The following is a 16445-nucleotide window of genomic DNA, read 5'->3' as shown; positions in this document are numbered from 1 at the left end:
ATGCCAAAAATTCATCAGCTATCGGCCACGTTAAGTAACCAGATTGCTGCCGGGGAAGTCATTGAACGCCCGGCCAGCGTGGTCAAAGAATTAGTGGAAAACAGCATCGATGCCCAGGCCACCCAGATTGACGTGAAGGTGTCAGCAGCTGGCTTGCAGAAAATACAGGTCAGCGACAACGGGATCGGGATTGATTCTGACGATGTTGCGACCGCCTTTTTGCGCCATGCGACGAGCAAAATTCTGACGACGCGGGATTTGTTTAATGTGCATTCGTTAGGGTTTCGTGGTGAAGCTTTGGCCAGTATTGCGGCGGTTGCCGATGTCACGTTAACGACCGCGACAGACTCTGGCATCGGCGCCAAGATTCACGTGAAGGGTGGCAAAGTCGAGGATCAAACAACGGCGGCGCATCGCCGGGGCACGGATGTTGAAGTGTCAGATCTGTTCTTCAATACGCCAGCGCGCTTGAAGTACATGAAGTCACAGCAGACGGAGCTAGGGAAAATTGTCGATATCGTCAGTCGGCTGGCCTTGGCTAACCCTGGCATTGCCTTTACGGTGTCGCACGATGGCAATATGGTCGTCCGGACTGCCGGTCAAGGTGACCTGCGACAGACACTTGCGGGAATCTATGGCTTGCCGGTTGCGCGGTCGATGGTTGACTTTCAGGCGCAGGATCTTGATTTTCAGGTGAGCGGCTTGACCAGTTTGCCGGAGACTACGCGGGCCTCCCGCAATTACTTGAGCCTAGTCGTCAACGGCCGCTATATCAAGAATTTTCAGCTCACCAAAGCCGTGATTGCCGGCTACGGCTCCAAACTCATGGTCGGGCGGTATCCGATGGGTGTCATCACGATTCAGATGGATGCAGCCTTGGTTGATGTCAACGTGCATCCGACGAAAGCGGAAGTGCGTCTGAGCAAGGAAGATCAGCTCAGCCATCTGCTGAGTGAAGCGATTCGGAGTCGGTTAGCAAAAGAAAATCTCATTCCAGACGCGTTGGATAACCTGCCTAAACGCGAGCACTATGATCTGGATCAACTGGAATTAACGCTGAATAAAATCAGCCCGAGAACAGCTGCGCCAACGCCGCCGCAAGGAACTGAATTGCGTGAAGACACCAATGATCAGCCCGTGAATACGTCGCAAGTGGCATCAACGCCGGCTGCCGAGACAGCACCAGACTTAACCATGGACGATCTGGATGATCAGCCAATTTTCAGCGAACCACAGCGGCTGGCGGCGTGGGATCAGCGTTATCAACATTTGGATGCCAATGTGGCGCCAGCGCTGGTGGAGGACTTGCCAGCGCAAGATTTGAAGCGGAACGAACCGGCTGAGCGATTTCCCGATTTAACGTATCTGGCGCAGGTTCACGGCACTTACTTGTTAGCTGAGTCCAGCGACGGTCTGTATATTTTGGATCAGCATGCCGCTCAGGAACGGGTCAACTACGAATTTTATCGGCAGGAAATCGGCAAAGTCAGCACCGATCAGCAACACTTGTTAGTGCCGATTGTCCTGGATTACTCCGCCGCCGATGCGATTGATATTCGGACGCACCGCGATGTTTTGGAATCGGTCGGCCTGTATCTGGAAGACTTCGGCCAAAATAGTTTTGTAGTTGAACATCACCCGACTTGGTTTAAAGCCGGCCAGGAAGAGGATACGATCAAGGAAATGGTGGATTGGGTGCTGCGCGACGGTAAAATAACGGTAGCGGCGTTTCGGGAAAAAACCGCCATCATGATGAGCTGTAAACGGGCCATCAAGGCTAATCATCATCTTGACGACAAGCAGGCGCGCGCACTGATTCAAAAGCTGCCGCAATGCGAGAATCCGTTTAATTGCCCGCATGGTCGGCCGGTTCTGGTGCACTTTTCCAATACGGATCTGGAGAAAATGTTCAAACGGATTCAAGATAGTCATGAAAGTGGGGAAATGCAGGCATGATCATATTGGCAAGTCACTCACCGCGGCGGCAGGAATTGCTCAAGCGAATTATTCCCAGTTTTGAGAGCCATCCGGCCGCGATTAATGAGCGGGCGCTGCCGGTTTTAGCGCCGCCGGAATATGTCCAGAGTCTCGCGAAGGCAAAAGGCGAATCGTTGGTGCCCAGCTATCCTGGTGCTACGATCATCGCGGCAGATACCATGGTGGCGTTTCAGGGCAAATTGCTGGGCAAGCCGCATAGCCGGCAAGAAGCCAAGCAAATGATTACCGCACTTGGCGGCCAAACCCATCAGGTGTATACCGGCTTATGGGTGCGCTTGGACAATGGTACGGTGCGTCAACAAGTCGTGGGCACCGACGTCACCTTCTGGCCACTTGAGGAAGCAGAAGTCGAGTCCTATTTGCAAGAAGATGCTTATCAAGACAAGGCCGGTGCCTACGGGATTCAAGACGCCGGAGCCTTGCTGGTTAAGTCCATTCATGGCGACTTTTACAATGTGATGGGTCTACCGATCAGCACGTTGTATCGCATGTTGTTGGCTTAATCCAAATGGGTTAGACGAATCAAAAATACAAAATGACCGAGTTGCCATATTCTTTTATGGCAGACTCGGTCATTTTTGATTCATTCAGTTAGAACATTACATCAAGAATAAATAGTTGAACCTGGTTAGAGCGCTCAGAAATTAACGCTTAGGTGATTTAACAACCTGCCAGTTGCTTGGTAGGGTGAAGGTGTAGACTTTGCCGATGGTTTTGCCTTGTTCGCCGGAGCCGGCAAACATGATGGCGGCAAAGACGTTGCTGTATTTGAGTTTCTGCTCGGTTACGGCGACCTGTGGAATGGTGCCGCGTTTTAGCCTTGTCTTGATGGTGGCACTTGGCTTGACCGTGTGATCAATGGCGTCGCCGGAAATCCGGTAGCGGTAAGCAATGTGCTTTTTAGAAGTACCGATGGGCTGGCTGACAATCTGTAATTGGTCATTCATGGGCGCCAGTGGTTGCAGCTCCGTGGTTTCATCAATCGTAAAGCCAATATGGTAAAGATCATTCACACTTAATAACGCAATCGGGCCTAAAACCAGCAAGCCGCTCACAATAATGGCTAACGGCCGCTGACGACTGGGTTTCATCAATACGACAGCCCAGAAAAAGGCGATGGCACCGATGATCAACAATAAGATAATCATGAGGCGTCCCTCCGATCCATGGCGTCATTTTTCAAGAAAAAGCTCAGTATTAAGCCTAGCGCTGCCATGACCAACGAGACGGCAAAAGCAGCTCGGTAGCCAGCCAGGGTTGCCTGATGTAGCGCGTTGACATAATCAATCGGATCAAGGGCCTTGCCGCTAGCTGCCGGCGTTGCACCCTTGGTGACGACCGATAAAACAGAGACCAGGATCGCGGTCCCAATTGATGCCGCTACCTGCCGAATCGTGTTGTTCACAGCGGTCCCGTGGTTAATTAAATGCGTCGGTAAGGCGTTCATTCCTGCAGTCGTGACCGGCATGGTGACCATGGTGATCCCGAACATCCGCACGGTATAAACTGTCGTGATATAAATCAGCGGCGTGGTTTCAGTTAACGTCATCAACGGCAAGGTGCCGGCGACCAGCAGAAACAGCCCAGCGACAGCCAAACGTTTGGCGCCAATTCGATCGAAAATCCGGCCGGTGATCGGGCTCATGATCCCCATCATAATTGCCCCCGGGAACAAAATCATCCCGGAATGAAAGGCACTTTCGCCACGAATTGTCTGAATATACATCGGCAGCACCATTTCAACCCCGACCATCGACATGAAGGCTACCGCGGTCAAAATAACACTTAACGTGAAGGTCTTGGATTTAAAGACTCGCAATTCCAGTAGCGGTGTTTTGAGATGCAGTTGTCGCCAGCAGAACAAGGCGACAAAGATAATGCCAATCGCGAGACTGATCAGAACCTGGGTGTCCGTCCAGCCGGCATCGCCGACTGTTGAGAAGCCATACAATAAGCCGCCAAACCCAAGCGTCGATGCAATAATCGATGGCACGTCAATCTTGGGATGTGATGTTGGCAAAACTTTCCGCATGCTGTAAGTGGCCAGTAACACAACCCCGGCAGCAATTGGCATGATGACGGCGAATAACGCACGCCAGGTATGATGCAGCAAAATCCAGCCGGAAAGCGTCGGACCGATTGCCGGCGCCAAGCCAATGACGATGCCCGCTAAGCCCATGGCGCTGCCGCGTTTTTCCGGTGGGAAGATGGTGAACATCACGGTCTGGAAGGTGAGCATGGACATGCCGACACCAATTGCCTGGATGAGGCGGCCGGCCAGCAGCATCTGAAAATCGCCGGCAAGCCAGCAAATCAGCGAACCTAAGAAGAAAATGGTCATGGCCGTCAAATAAAGGTGTTTGACGTTGAATTTGTCCAACAGCCACGCGGAAACCGGAATCATGATACCCATAATTAACATGAAGCCAGTTGTCAGCCACTGAACCGCGCTGGCGCTAATATGAAAATCAGCCATCAGTGTCGGATAAGCCGTGGTGAGAATGGTTTGAGTTAAGAAGGTCGTAAACGTGCCGATCAATAGGGTGATGACAAGTAGCAAACGATTATATGGATGCCCATTAACATCAGTTGGTGTCAACAAAATCGTGTCCTTTCTAAAAACGTTATAATCCAGTCTAGCACGTCAACAGCAGGTTTGGGTGAATGGCCTTCACAAAATCTTTAAAAAGGTATCAAAAAAACATCGTTGCGACTTGTTAGCCTAAAAGTAAGTTAATGAATACGGAAGGGGCGTTTCAAAACGTGAAAGTCCAATCGACGCATCAACGCATTGAATGGATTGATGTTGCCAAAGGCCTCGGAATCATTGCAGTTGTGTTGGGGCATTTCTATCCGCGCAATACAACGTTTTATGAAAGCTTATATTGGTGGCATATGCCATTGTTCTTTATGATTGGCGGTTTCTTTGTTAAGCCGACAACCCTGTCGACGCTACAAGATTTTCTGAAGCGGCGGTTCTGGCCGATGTTCAAGCAGTATTTTGGCTACGGCGTGGGTCTGATTTTGCTGAATTTTGTGGTTGAGCAACGCACGCCTGCATTTACCTTGGATTATCTGCGACGGCTGCTTTACGGTGGCACCGAGTTGAATGGTTATTTGTCGGTCTTTTGGTTTATGACAGTTTATGCCTTCAGCAGTCTGTTGTTTAGTCTATTACGTGGCTATATGCCAAAAGTTTGGCAAGAAGCGGTTTTAATGGCCGGACTTTTCTGGTTAGGCTTCAGTTATCCTAACGCTGAGGCAGCTTTAGGATTTCCGATTCCAGGTAACCTTGATTTAGTTCTTGTCGCTTTGCCGTATATGTTTGTCGGGTGGTGGCTGTTCCATTATGCCCGGCAAATTGTCACAAAGCCGTGGTTTATGGTGGTTGCTCTCGGCATTTTCGCAGCGCTATTCGCTGCCCAGTCGCGCGGGCAAATTGACTTTTTGCTTTATATGAAATCCCATCACTTAACGGATCCACTTCTGGCAGGATGGGCACCGGTAATCATATGCGGCGGCTTATTCGCCGGAGCTAAAAGTTTGTCAGGAACCTTTGTAGGGGACTGGTTAGATCGCATTGGCCGTAGTACACTACCTATAATGTATGGTCATAAAGCGGTCGGTTATATTTTGGAGAAGATCGGTGATCCCAATATACTTGTTTTGGTGATTGCCGGTGTCACAATTCCTCTTTTCCTTGCTTATGCGGGCCGTTATGTTCGGGAACGTTGGCAAGGCGGGGGATTATATGCGTTTAATTAAACGGTTATTGCTGATCGTGGTGATTTTACTGATCGGGCTGGCACCAAGCACACAATTGGTGGAAGCGGACACGACACCGACCATTTTTGTTCACGGTTATCGGGGCACGGCTTTTTCGACCAATCAGCTGATTGAAGGTGCTGAGGCTGCGGGGGTGGCTAAGCGCAGTATGGTGATTACGGTGAGTCCGACCGGGCAGTTAGATGTTCGTGGGACGTTACACACCACTGCCGCGCCGATTATTCAGGTGATTTTTCAAAACAACACCGCTGGCGAGGAAGTAGACAGTCAATGGCTGGCTAAAATTTTCACGATGCTGCATGAGCGCTATGGCGTGGTGAAATTAAACGCCGTGGGCCACAGTATGGGCGCCTATGCTGTCATTGCGGCGGCGATGGCGCAAACGCCGATTGAATTGGAAAAAGTCGTTGCGATTGCCGGCCCGTATGACGGCTTGCTCGGTTGGAATGACCAGCCACATCAGCTGCAGCTGGCAGCAGACGGGCGGCCGAACCTGATTCGGCCTGAGTATGCGCGGCTATTGAAGAACCGCACGCATTTTCGCGCTAAGTCGGTGTTGAATATTTACGGCAATGTTCAAGACGGTACGGATACCGATACTGTTGTGAGCGTCAACTCCGCCTTGAGCTTAGGCTATCTGCTTCGTGGCCTCACCAAGTATCAGACACTTGAAGTCACTGGCCCCCATGCCCAACACAGCCAGCTCCATGAACACAATGTGACGGTTGACCGCGCGATGTTGCAGTTTATCTGGGGAAAGTGACTTTGGTCGTGCCAAACTCCGCAATCTCCGGCCAGCTGGGGTGGCGACGCGAAGCTAGAGCGGTGGGCACAGCTGAGCCCCATCTGGCCTACGATTGCTCCGCTTTGGCACTAAGATCTCAATCCCTATACAAACAAGAATCGTTCATGAAAAAAAGACCAATTGATCGCAATGTACGGTCAATTGGTCTTTTTTACACTTTAGTCATGAATATTAGACTGTTTAAACACATGTTAGTTGCAATTTGTGAGCTTAACGCTGAAAACTAATCCTGCTTCTTATCTTTTGCCTCTTTAACTTCCTCAGCAACGGTTTGCTTGACCGGCTTTGGATCCTGGGTGACGTCAAACCAGTTGGCGAAGCCGCGGGAGAAATCAGCGACGGTGAAGTTGAAGTGATCGATTTTGACTTTGTCATGCAACTTCAGATCGGGATGCGTTTCCATGATAAAGCCGGCAATGGTGATGATCTCGGAATCCGTGAACGCTTTGATATTAGTGTGGAAGAAACGTTCAAAGTCCCAGAGTGTCGTCTTGCCGCTGACCCGAAAGACTTTGGGATCGTCGGTTTTCCGAATGTACTCGTCGGAGACATCGTCGATTTCATCTTTAACCGTACCAAACAGCTCTTCATAAATATCTTTATCAGTGACGATGCCGCTAGTGCCACCGTATTCATCGACGACCACAACAATTGGCGTTTGTTTCTTGATCATTTGCGTCAAAATATTGTGAATCGGGGTAACTTCAGGCACATTGATAATCGAACGCAGCAGCTTGGAGACTTTCACGGATGGATCGACTTGCCCTTGCTTGACGAGATCATAGATGTAGACATACCCCAGAATCTTATCTTTGTCACCGTTTGCCACAACCGGGAACCGGCTATAGCCTTGAGTTAGATAGTCGCGCAAGGCTTCCTTAACGGTGGTATTAATATCGATCACAAACAGGCTGGTACGGTCAACCATGATGTCTTTGGCCGTTTTGTCATTGAGCTCAAATGCCCGCTGCATATAAATGACATCATTTTGTTCCATGTCGCCGGAAGTAACAGCATTCTTACTAAGGTTCAGAATTTCGGCTTGGGAGAAGGCCTCGTTACCTTCATCGGCTGGTTTCATGCCCATCATTTTGACAATGCCGGTGGCGCTGACGTTCAGCAACCAGACAAATGGGAAGAACAAGATATGGAAGTAATGTAGCGGCGTCACAACCAGCATTAACGTTTTAATTGGATAATCAATAGAAATGTTTTTCGGAACAATTTCGGTGAGCACCACTTCCAAGTAGGTTAAAATAATAACCCCCAAAATAGCGCCGACCGCATGCAGGCTGCCATTTGGCAAACTTAAGTGGGTCAGGCCAAACAGATCAACCAGCAAGAATTCAACGGTGGTTTCCCCGATCCACCCTAAAATGATGCCGGCCAGCGAAACACCAACCTGGGTCGTTGACAGATACTCATTTAAGTTGTGAACCATACGCAAGGCGCGCTCAATTTTCGCTTTGCGCCCAGTGCCTTTGTCGATCATTTCCTCCAAGGCACTTGGACGACTTTGAACCAGTGCAAATTCACAGGCAACAAAAAACGCTGCGAAGAAAAAGGTGACAAGCATCACCAATAAATTGGGGACGATTTGGCCACTTTCCATGTATTCCATTCCTCATTTCATGTAGCTTTACAAACTTAATTTTAACATTGAATGAGCCAAATGAACGATAATTCATCGATTGCTTCTATATTATGCGTTATGCTGGTATCAACGAGTATGCGATTCGAGGGGAGAAGCCGAAATGGAACAAGTCAAAATGTATTGGGAAACAATGAAGGTTTTTAAAGCCGAGCCGGAAATGCCCAAAACCCAGCTGATTAGCAAACCGCTGCCACGGACACCGGCAACAGGGACGGAAATGCCGCAGATTGCGATTCGCAACGTGGATGTTTTTCAACTAATGAGTGAGTTGACTGGCAAAGTCGGCGTGATGAACTTTGCCAGTCCGGTTCATCCAGGCGGTGGTGTGGCGTTTGGCGCGCGGGCGCAGGAAGAAGCGATTGCGAAGGGAACATTTTTGGTGCCGGCGCTGGAACAGCACATGGCGGATTATTATGATCAGAACTGCAAACAGCCTAATCGCGGCCTGTTTAGCTCAAAGCTCATTTATGCGGAACACGTACGGCAGGTTTTTGACGATCAGGGACGCCGCTTGCCAAAAAAATATGTCGATATCGTCACTGTCGCGGCACCTGATCGCCGCGTTGATCCGCAGCTGGATGACGCGACGGCTATGAATGACATTGCGTTTAAGGTTTTACAGACGCTGCGGGCGTTTAAGGCGCATGACGTTGATCAGTTAATTCTGGGCGCATTCGGTACCGGCGTTTTTGGTAATCCAATCAAGCCAGTTGCCCGCGTTTTTCGGAAGGCGTTGTTGTTACCGGAGTTTGCCGGCGCATTCAAACGCGTTTATTTTGCAATTTACGACCCGCAGATGAGGTCGATTAAGTCGTTTGCTGCCGCTTTAAAAGGTGACGATGAATAAAGAAAGGAATTAACCGATGAAACTCACAGTCATGCAACACGCAGATGCTGAAGGCTTAGGGGTCATTCAAGACTGGGCCGATAAGCATTCAATTGAAACTGTCACTTACCGGCCTGATCAAGGTGATCCGATTGCGCAACTGAATCCGGCAGACATTGATGGCTTGATTGTGCTTGGCGGCCCCATGAGCGTCAATGACGATCTTGCTTGGCTAGCAGCCGAACGGATTTTGATTCGCAGTTTAAACAAACTGAACCGGCCAGTCCTTGGCATATGCTTGGGGGCTCAGCAGATCACTAGGGCATTTGGTGCCAACGTCTACCCGATGGAAAAGCCAGAAGAAGGGATCGGCACGGTCAAGGCGAGTGACGGAACGCTGCTTAACGTTTTCCATTGGCATGGGGAAGCGATGAGCCGTTTGCCGGGCAGCCAACTGTTATACGAAAATGACCAGGCACTTCAAGGATTTAAGTATCACGATCGGATCGTCGGATTGCAATTTCATCTGGAAGTGACGCCGACCATGATTACAGCGATGGGGGCGGCCGCCGGTAAACCACAAGGCCCGGTTAATGAAGCCATTTTGGCACCCGGACACAAGGTTCTTAATGGGATACTTGAGCAACTTTTTGGCTAAAAATGCGTAAAAACAACTTTTTATTGACGATTGACGCGAAAAATCAAGGTTATTCGCAAAGATTTTTTGAAGTTACGCTGAAAGAAAAACCGCGCTACAGCAGGGGTTTACGGGTTTTAATGTTAAGGATGTAACCTAATGTAATCTTTTGTCATAGAACTTAACGTAACCGCAACACCGCGAATACATGTTCGTAATACTGACTGACTATACTAAGCCACAGTTAGTTAAGTCACCACATGAAATCAGGAGGAATTACGAACATGAAAAAGCTCTTAAGTACAGTATTATTCTCAGCCGTTGCTTTATCCGCCGTTGCTTTGTCCAAACCTAGTCACGTTAGCGCAGCAACGAAAGATACTGAATCGACAACCGTCAGTGCACCAGCTAGTGATAAGACGGAAGCCGACGTCACTTATAACGGTGGCGCAACAACTGTTTGGACTTCACCGACAGTGGGACAACAAGCAAAACGTTACGTTACAACTGGCGAACATCTTCAATTTGTTAATAGTAAAAAAGTTTATTCAGAAATTTGGTATGAAACTGCCGATCATGGTTGGGTTCCAGAACGCTACTTGAGCATCAATACCTTGCAGCAACTGGCACCGTTAACCCAGAAGGCTGACGCAAGCGCCGCACCGACACAGACAACGTCACCAGCTGAACAGGCCGCTCAGTCAACTTCCAATAATGCTCAGGCTTCATCGGACGCGGCTGCTCAAAGCGCTGCAGCATCCAGCGCAGCCGCAGCAAGTGCAGCTCAGGCCGCTGCCCAGCAACAAGCACAACAACAGGCTCAGCAAGCTGCTGCCGCTTCACAAGCCGCTGCTCAGCAACAAGCCCAGCAATCGGCCGCTGCCCAACAGCAAGCACAACAAGCAGCCGCTGCTTCGCAAGCTGCGCTCCAGCAACAACAAGCTGCTGCATCTAAGGCTGCCGCTCAACAACAGCAGGCACAACAACCTGCCAGCCAGGCAACCGTTCAGACAACGCAGACAGCGGTTCAGACAGCTCAACCTCAACAGGCAACCCAACAACAAGCAACTAGCAACCAAGGCACCTTCAAGATCAGTTTCTATGATCCGTCTGTTATGGGTAGCAGCTTAGGTTATGGTGGTGTTGCCGCCAACTTAAGTGTCTTCCCTAAAGGCACCCATTTACGCATCACGATGTCAAATGGTCAGGTGCTAGACCGCGTTGTTAACGACACAGGTTCATTTGCAGCAGGCAACCCACGTCAGCTTGACGTAGCAATGCCAAACAACCAGATTCCTTCAGCGGGCATTCTCTCTGCGACAGTTGAAGTAGTTGGCTAAAGCGATTCGCCTTTAACATGAAACAAAATTAAACGCACTCGCAGTTTCCCAATACAGGGAAGCAGCGAGTGCGTTTTTTTGCAGAGCGTGAACTGGCGCGGTTAGAAGTCGGAGTATAAGTGGCCTTGGGCGTGATGGCCCGGGTTTAGGCCATCGCGACCAAGGTCCTTATACGCAGACTTCTGCGCCGGAGAACGCATTTATGGTCGTTCATGGACTATCTGGGTCTCTGTCACGTTTTTGCGAAGAGTCACCGCACACGGGAACTCAGTAGCAAATAAAGTTGCGCAGTTTGAGTCAGCCGTTTATCGGTGACCTGAAACCAGCGATTAATCACCAGCTGGGAACTAATCAGTTCATCAACAGCAAGCTGGTCGCCAGTTGGCTGTTTAGGCGGCGCCACCGCTGCAATGAGCTGCCCTTTAGCGCTAAGTAATTGACTAAGTACATGGGTGATGGTGCGCAGCTCGGCAGGGGATTGGTTAAACGCGCCGACAATCAGATCGTAAGGGCCGGTCAGCAGTTTCAACCAATGATCAGGCATGATGCGATAACGCAGCCGATCGGAACTGGCCACTGCGCGGGCACTTTGGATGGCGGCGGTATCGGTATCAATGCCCAGTACGGCAGCCGCACCATGGTTCAAGGCATAGCGGCAAAACCAGCCGTCACCACAATGAATCACAAGCACACGCAGATCCGTTACTGGCGGCATTTTCTTAACGAGCGCCTGCCACACCGGTTGATCGTCACCTGATTCGAATGGCATGTTGGGATTATCTTGCATATTAGGATATGGCGTGTCCATAGTTTCACAACCCTTCACATTCATTATAGAGGAAAAAGACCCAAGATGTCGGTTGATCTTGCAGGTTTGTCGACGATGAGCTAACAGCGTAACGAGGCCTGATTTAACGCGGCGGGGAGCTTGTCTAAGGAAACACTGAAAAAAGTTTGGAAAAGTTAAACAAAAGTATTGCATTCTGCTAAGAAACATGAGAATATAATAGACATGTTAATTGCCCAGTAGTTCAGTGGTAGAATGCTTGACTGTTAATCAAAGGGTCGCTGGTTCGAATCCAGCCTGGGCAGGCTAAAAGTCGTGAACTGACAATGTTCACGACTTTTTTAATGCGTTTGATCGTGCAAATTTTAGTTGCTGGTTTTAGGATCAATAGAGACGATGCCAGACGATTAAAGCTGAAATATGTAGCCGGAACGGGAACAGTTTGCTGAGCAAAAGATGAGGTTTCTTTAAAAGAACACCAAAGAAACATTTTGCCAATCAATTTCACCGTTGTCGCGTGCTGTAATGTGCTATTCTAAATAAAACAAATCGAACGAGAGGTGACGTCATGCAAACAAAAGCGTTGACACGAATGGGTTTATTACTGGCAGTTCTAATTGGATTGGCTTTTGCTCCGCCGATTACGATCGGTTTCCTCGGAGTACCGATTGTCCTGCAGAATATGGGCGTTATGCTAGTGGCATTGTTACTGCCTACACGACCAGCAACGATCACAATCGGGATGCTATTAGCTTTGGCGGCACTAGGACTTCCTGTATTAACTGGTGGTCGCGGCGGTATCGCCGTCTTCATGGGGCCGACTGCCGGCTTCATGTATGGCTGGTTGCTGACACCGCTGGCCTATGCCGGCATTACCCATTACCTTAAGCAAGATTCTTGGGTGACCAAAGCCCTTGGGATGACGTTGGGCGGCGTGCTGCTGACGGAATTGTTGGGCGCCGCGTGGTTGGCTGCGACGACGAGTATGACATTTGTTCCGGCACTTTTGAGTGTTTTGATCTATATTCCAGGTGATTTGCTTAAAATGGCACTCAGCGTTTTGGTGGTTCAACAATTAACGGCTGTGATGCCTGCCTTGAATTCAAAGTAAGCTAGTACAAAAAAGTACCTTGATTACCACCGCAGTGTCAATGCATGGTGGGGAATCAGGGTACTTTTTTTGAACGGAGCTATGTTTTTGCAGGCTTTTAATCAACGAACAACAGTTCAAAAGCATGATCTTTTGTATTAATATTAACCGAAACGTGGCGATTGAGGTCACTCACGAGATTTCGGGCAAATGCCATTTTAGACTCAAAATCTTTCAATTTGGCCGTGAAAGGTACCGAATTGAAATCAAAGTTTTCGCCGATGAACGCGGCATCCGTGACATATTTAAGATTATTTTGATCGTGACGGCTGCCAGGTTTTAGAACAGCATCTAAATAACGGTACAATTCCGATGGCGAATAGTGTAACGGTTTAACCAGATCGGTTGTAATGTTGAAGTCTGGCGCATCATCGGCCATCTCTTCGTTGACCTGCACCTGTGTCAGTCCTTGATATAATTTCAATGTGGGCACCTCTCATCCTTATACTTTATTATAACATGCTCAGCGTTGGACGATTCGATCAATTGCGTTTTGAAACTCGGTGCGAGCTTCTTCGGTGGTTTCCTTAGCCTGGGCATTTTTCAAAAATGTCGTGAGTTCAGCTGTGGGAGCCGCGGCCAGTTCGCTAATAGCCCACGCGGCCGTTGCCCTGATCATGGGGCGGGGGTCGTTTTCAATGACCTCAAGTAGGCGCGGAACAGCACTGCGATCATGAAGGTTAACTAATGCAATGATGGCGTTACGCTGCAGTGGCTTTTTCCCGCGCCATGCCCCGGCCAGTTTACCGAAGCGGGTCTTAAAGCCTTTATTGCTTAGCGTTAGCATGGGAATTAATTCCGGCATCACGGTGTCGGGATCAGGTTCCATTTCGGGATGTATATGAAAATCTTTGCCTTTATTAAACGGGCAGACCTGTTGGCAGATATCACAGCCGTACAAGACATTGCGAATCATCGGCCGAAATTCCGGATCCATGTAACCCTTTGTTTGAGTTTGGTAAGACAGGCACCGCTGACCATTCATCCGCCCATCACCTAGCAGTGCCTTGGGCGGACAAAAATCAATACAGCGGGTACACGTCCCACATTGACAAGCCATCGGTTCATCCGGTGCGAATTTAATATTCGTGATGATTTCGCCTAAATAGACATAGGAACCAAATTCAGGCGTGATTAGCAGGCCATTTTTGCCGATAAAACCAAGCCCGGCGCGCTGGGCGACGGCGACATCGATTAATTCTCCAGTGTCGACCATGGGTTTGAAGCGGATGGTTGTATCCGTCGCAGCCGTGTCTTTGATAAATTGCATTAATGCGTCCATCTTGCGATCCAAAACGGTGTGATAATCAATGCCCCAACTAGCCCGCGCAAAGCGACCGCGTTTAGGACCGGTGCGAGGTGGACGGTCATGAATTTTGGATGGATAAGCCAGCGCAATGGCAATGATACTCTGCGGCTGGTCAAAGATCTTGTCAGGATATAACCGTTCATCCAGATTTTGGTGTTCGAAACCGGTTGTATGGCCAGCGGCTTTTTGAGCCAGCAAACTGGGTTTTAATGCAGCAAAATCATCGGCTGTGGTAAAGCCGATTTTATCGATCCCCAAATCCTTCGCGTGGCTTTTGATCGTTTCCTTAAGATCCATGCCGCCAACCTCCTAACATTGATGATGTCATTATTTTAGCGAAACGGTGGCGGGAAAGCAAAATTGCAGAACGCTCCAAAGCCCATTAACACGTTTACCGGCGCAGAAACCTGCGTGTAGAGGCTTCGGGCGTGATGGTCAAACGCCACTTTTTGCCACTCGTACTATTGAGGACCTTGTAAGGGTTTGCTTCCGATTTCTAAACGCTCCTGTTCGCGCTCACAAAAAAACGTTACCCAGCCATTGCCAGACAACGTTTTTCGCTAAAAGAACAGGAGGCGGAACATCGCTTTTTCACGACGCTGCTAACATATCGGAAAAATGTGAACAGATTGTGACGAATTTATCGCTAATTACTGAAGATAGAGTTCCCGGAGGTCGCGCTTTTCCGCCGGCGTGAGTTGCAGAGCGTCTTGCAGATAATTTTTCATGCCGCCGTACTCTTCGTCGATGGTCGCCAGTGCACTGTCGAGAAAGGCACCAGAAACGGTACCGAGGTCACGAATGTTAGCGAGCAACGCATCCGTTGCGCCGCGTTTGCGTGCCGCAGCAAGATTCTTTTCGACCATCGGCTGAATCAGGTCGTTGGTTGCCAAATAATCTTGCCGAATCGTATGACCATCGACCCCCAAAGCCGATAGCAGATAAACGGCGCCCATACCGGTACGGTCTTTACCTGCTGTGCAGTGGAACAGCACAGCGCCGTTTTTGCTGTCGTTACTTAACAGAATATCGAAAAATTGACGATAGGCTTTTTGGGCGGACGGCATTTTGACAATATCGGCGTAAGTTTTGACCATATTCTCGAAACCAGCGTGCGGATCGCGGGAGAAACTCTTTTGCAGGGCATCAGCCTGTTCGCTGCTTTTGGTTTCGTCGGTTGGGAAGACAGGGACGAAGTGGTATTCAGCGACGTTCGGATAGCGATCGGGCTCGGCCGCTTGTTCCTCGGGCGAGCGAAAGTCCACATCGGAAATCAGTCCATAATCGGCCAAATAATCCAAATCCTCATCAGATAATTCACTTAGTTTTGCCGAGCGGATAATTTTGTGAGATTTAATCACCTGGCCGGATTTGGTCCGATACCCGCCAAGCTCGCGAAAATTTAAGCCGTGTTTAATATTAAGAACATAAGGTGCCAAATTTAATTCCTCCATCGTGAAAACGTTTGACCCTAGTATACGCGACATTGATGGTGACCGGCAACGGGCTGAAGCGTTTTCATAATGACTAGATAAAAAGAGCCGCCCGCAGACGACTCCTAGTGTAACGCAAAGCAACTATTCTTCCGGTTGAGAAATAATTAAACCGGTAATGAAGGCTGCCACAAGGGACTTGGTTCCGGAACTAAGCGGGGAACCATTGTAGGTCAAAACGGAATTATTACCGATCAGATCTTCAATCCGAATGGTCGAACCCTCTGCAGCTGCTTTTTCCTGCTCTTTTTGTTTCGCGTACTTGTCAGGATATGCAACGCCTAACAAATCAAGCGGATCGACATCATAGTATTCAGCAAGCTTTCGAATGCTGCGTTCGCTTGGAATTGTCTGATCGTTCTCCCACTTGGTAAAACTTGCAGGGGACGTGTGCGTTGCCTTGGCAACTTCAACAATTGATTCGCCACGACTCTTACGGATTTGCCGCAAGACACTGCCAACACCATTTGTAATCATAAATTTCACCACGCTTCTTTTTTTCTTGTGTGACGCCGAATTCTTAAAAATTAAGAATACAAGCTTACTCACTATAATATAGCATCATTACGTATTAAATCAATCATTGAACCGCAAAATCAAAATATATTTAAATAAATTTTGATTGACGGTTCTTTGACCTGCCACGTTGACGCCTCAAGG

16 protein-coding genes and 1 tRNA gene are annotated in these 16445 nt (G+C 49.0%); 9 read left to right on the top strand and 8 right to left on the bottom strand.

Features of this window, described 5'->3' with window-relative positions:
• Together mutL and LACPH_RS10230 are read left to right on the top strand one after the other, a co-directional pair.
• The gene (gene mutL, locus LACPH_RS10235) at nucleotides 1-1956 is read left to right on the top strand and encodes a DNA mismatch repair endonuclease MutL (protein WP_306386840.1); all 1956 of its coding nucleotides are present in this window, start codon (nucleotides 1-3) and stop codon (nucleotides 1954-1956) included.
• Entirely contained in the window at nucleotides 1953-2501 is a 549-nt protein-coding gene (locus LACPH_RS10230; protein ID WP_010491945.1) for a Maf family protein, read from the top strand. The genes mutL and LACPH_RS10230 overlap by 4 nt, the downstream gene beginning before the upstream one ends.
• A gap of 141 nt (nucleotides 2502-2642) precedes the next feature.
• On the opposite strand, the gene LACPH_RS10225 is transcribed toward LACPH_RS10230, so the two are convergent.
• Both LACPH_RS10225 and LACPH_RS10220 read right to left on the bottom strand, forming a co-directional pair.
• A complete protein-coding gene (locus tag LACPH_RS10225) occupies nucleotides 2643-3146 on the bottom strand; it encodes a DUF4811 domain-containing protein (protein WP_306386839.1) in 504 nt (167 codons plus the stop codon).
• Nucleotides 3143-4600, bottom strand: coding sequence for an MDR family MFS transporter (locus LACPH_RS10220; protein WP_306386838.1), 1458 nt, complete (start codon nucleotides 4598-4600; stop codon nucleotides 3143-3145). The genes LACPH_RS10225 and LACPH_RS10220 overlap by 4 nt, the downstream gene beginning before the upstream one ends.
• A 161-nt stretch (nucleotides 4601-4761) precedes the next feature.
• On the opposite strand from LACPH_RS10220, the gene LACPH_RS10215 reads away from it, so the two are divergent.
• Both LACPH_RS10215 and LACPH_RS10210 read left to right on the top strand, forming a co-directional pair.
• Nucleotides 4762-5763: an acyltransferase family protein gene (locus LACPH_RS10215; protein WP_306387702.1), complete on the top strand. Its 1002-nt coding sequence runs from the start codon at nucleotides 4762-4764 to the stop codon at nucleotides 5761-5763.
• Nucleotides 5750-6547: an alpha/beta hydrolase gene (locus LACPH_RS10210; protein WP_306386837.1), complete on the top strand. Its 798-nt coding sequence runs from the start codon at nucleotides 5750-5752 to the stop codon at nucleotides 6545-6547. The genes LACPH_RS10215 and LACPH_RS10210 overlap by 14 nt, the downstream gene beginning before the upstream one ends.
• Before the next feature lie 265 nt (nucleotides 6548-6812).
• Here the strand turns inward: LACPH_RS10210 and LACPH_RS10205 are convergent, their stop codons facing one another.
• Nucleotides 6813-8201: a hemolysin family protein gene (locus LACPH_RS10205; RefSeq protein ID WP_047106347.1), complete on the bottom strand. Its 1389-nt coding sequence runs from the start codon at nucleotides 8199-8201 to the stop codon at nucleotides 6813-6815.
• 142 nt (nucleotides 8202-8343) lie between these two features.
• On the opposite strand from LACPH_RS10205, the gene LACPH_RS10200 reads away from it, so the two are divergent.
• The 3 genes from LACPH_RS10200 to LACPH_RS10190 all read left to right on the top strand — a co-directional run bounded on the left by LACPH_RS10200 (nucleotide 8344) and on the right by LACPH_RS10190 (nucleotide 11046).
• A complete protein-coding gene (locus LACPH_RS10200; protein WP_306386836.1) occupies nucleotides 8344-9090 on the top strand; it encodes a TIGR02452 family protein in 747 nt (248 codons plus the stop codon).
• A 16-nt stretch (nucleotides 9091-9106) separates the two neighbouring features.
• Nucleotides 9107-9727 carry a type 1 glutamine amidotransferase gene (locus tag LACPH_RS10195; RefSeq protein ID WP_306386835.1) on the top strand — a complete coding sequence of 207 codons (621 nt, stop codon included), beginning with the start codon at nucleotides 9107-9109 and terminating at the stop codon, nucleotides 9725-9727.
• Nucleotides 9728-9990: 263 nt separating this feature from the next.
• Nucleotides 9991-11046 carry an RlpA-like double-psi beta-barrel domain-containing protein gene (locus LACPH_RS10190; protein WP_049169197.1) on the top strand — a complete coding sequence of 352 codons (1056 nt, stop codon included), beginning with the start codon at nucleotides 9991-9993 and terminating at the stop codon, nucleotides 11044-11046.
• 250 nt (nucleotides 11047-11296) lie between these two features.
• Here the strand turns inward: LACPH_RS10190 and LACPH_RS10185 are convergent, their stop codons facing one another.
• The gene (locus tag LACPH_RS10185) at nucleotides 11297-11854 is read right to left on the bottom strand and encodes a class I SAM-dependent methyltransferase (protein WP_025012737.1); all 558 of its coding nucleotides are present in this window, start codon (nucleotides 11852-11854) and stop codon (nucleotides 11297-11299) included.
• Nucleotides 11855-12066: 212 nt separating this feature from the next.
• Here LACPH_RS10185 and LACPH_RS10180 point away from each other — a divergent pair.
• A tRNA-Asn gene (locus tag LACPH_RS10180) sits at nucleotides 12067-12138 on the top strand.
• Nucleotides 12139-12401: 263 nt separating this feature from the next.
• Nucleotides 12402-12944, top strand: coding sequence for a biotin transporter BioY (locus LACPH_RS10175; RefSeq protein WP_306386834.1), 543 nt, complete (start codon nucleotides 12402-12404; stop codon nucleotides 12942-12944).
• 97 nt (nucleotides 12945-13041) lie between these two features.
• Here LACPH_RS10175 and LACPH_RS10170 read toward each other — a convergent pair whose 3' ends face one another.
• The 4 genes from LACPH_RS10170 to LACPH_RS10155 all read right to left on the bottom strand — a co-directional run bounded on the left by LACPH_RS10170 (nucleotide 13042) and on the right by LACPH_RS10155 (nucleotide 16262).
• Nucleotides 13042-13407 (bottom strand): hypothetical protein, encoded by a 366-nt coding sequence (locus LACPH_RS10170; protein WP_010491917.1) that lies wholly within the window; start codon nucleotides 13405-13407, stop codon nucleotides 13042-13044.
• A 39-nt stretch (nucleotides 13408-13446) separates the two neighbouring features.
• Nucleotides 13447-14589: a tRNA epoxyqueuosine(34) reductase QueG gene (gene queG / locus LACPH_RS10165; protein ID WP_306386833.1), complete on the bottom strand. Its 1143-nt coding sequence runs from the start codon at nucleotides 14587-14589 to the stop codon at nucleotides 13447-13449.
• Nucleotides 14590-14942: 353 nt separating this feature from the next.
• Complete coding sequence (locus LACPH_RS10160) at nucleotides 14943-15731, bottom strand: tyrosine-protein phosphatase (RefSeq protein ID WP_306386832.1); 789 nt, start codon at nucleotides 15729-15731, stop codon at nucleotides 14943-14945.
• Between the two features lie 138 nt (nucleotides 15732-15869).
• Nucleotides 15870-16262 carry a helix-turn-helix domain-containing protein gene (locus LACPH_RS10155; RefSeq protein WP_010491911.1) on the bottom strand — a complete coding sequence of 131 codons (393 nt, stop codon included), beginning with the start codon at nucleotides 16260-16262 and terminating at the stop codon, nucleotides 15870-15872.
• Nucleotides 16263-16445 lie beyond the last annotated feature (183 nt).

Source organism: Lacticaseibacillus parahuelsenbergensis, from assembly GCF_030770265.1.
GTDB classification, from domain to species: Bacteria; Bacillota; Bacilli; order Lactobacillales; family Lactobacillaceae; genus Lacticaseibacillus; species Lacticaseibacillus casei.
The sequence above is the reverse complement of the archived record's forward strand: the minus strand, read 5'-3'. Positions and strand labels throughout refer to the sequence as shown.

Coding starts and splice junctions, on each gene's coding strand:
- LACPH_RS10185 (WP_025012737.1), bottom strand. CDS start 11,854: ATGGACACGCCATATCCTAATATGCAAGATAATCCCAACATGCCATTC.
- mutL (WP_306386840.1), top strand. CDS start 1: ATGCCAAAAATTCATCAGCTATCGGCCACGTTAAGTAACCAGATTGCT.
- LACPH_RS10155 (WP_010491911.1), bottom strand. CDS start 16,262: ATGATTACAAATGGTGTTGGCAGTGTCTTGCGGCAAATCCGTAAGAGT.
- LACPH_RS10200 (WP_306386836.1), top strand. CDS start 8,344: ATGGAACAAGTCAAAATGTATTGGGAAACAATGAAGGTTTTTAAAGCC.
- LACPH_RS10205 (WP_047106347.1), bottom strand. CDS start 8,201: ATGGAAAGTGGCCAAATCGTCCCCAATTTATTGGTGATGCTTGTCACC.
- LACPH_RS10230 (WP_010491945.1), top strand. CDS start 1,953: ATGATCATATTGGCAAGTCACTCACCGCGGCGGCAGGAATTGCTCAAG.
- LACPH_RS10175 (WP_306386834.1), top strand. CDS start 12,402: ATGCAAACAAAAGCGTTGACACGAATGGGTTTATTACTGGCAGTTCTA.
- queG (WP_306386833.1), bottom strand. CDS start 14,589: ATGGATCTTAAGGAAACGATCAAAAGCCACGCGAAGGATTTGGGGATC.
- LACPH_RS10225 (WP_306386839.1), bottom strand. CDS start 3,146: ATGATTATCTTATTGTTGATCATCGGTGCCATCGCCTTTTTCTGGGCT.
- LACPH_RS10195 (WP_306386835.1), top strand. CDS start 9,107: ATGAAACTCACAGTCATGCAACACGCAGATGCTGAAGGCTTAGGGGTC.
- LACPH_RS10210 (WP_306386837.1), top strand. CDS start 5,750: ATGCGTTTAATTAAACGGTTATTGCTGATCGTGGTGATTTTACTGATC.
- LACPH_RS10190 (WP_049169197.1), top strand. CDS start 9,991: ATGAAAAAGCTCTTAAGTACAGTATTATTCTCAGCCGTTGCTTTATCC.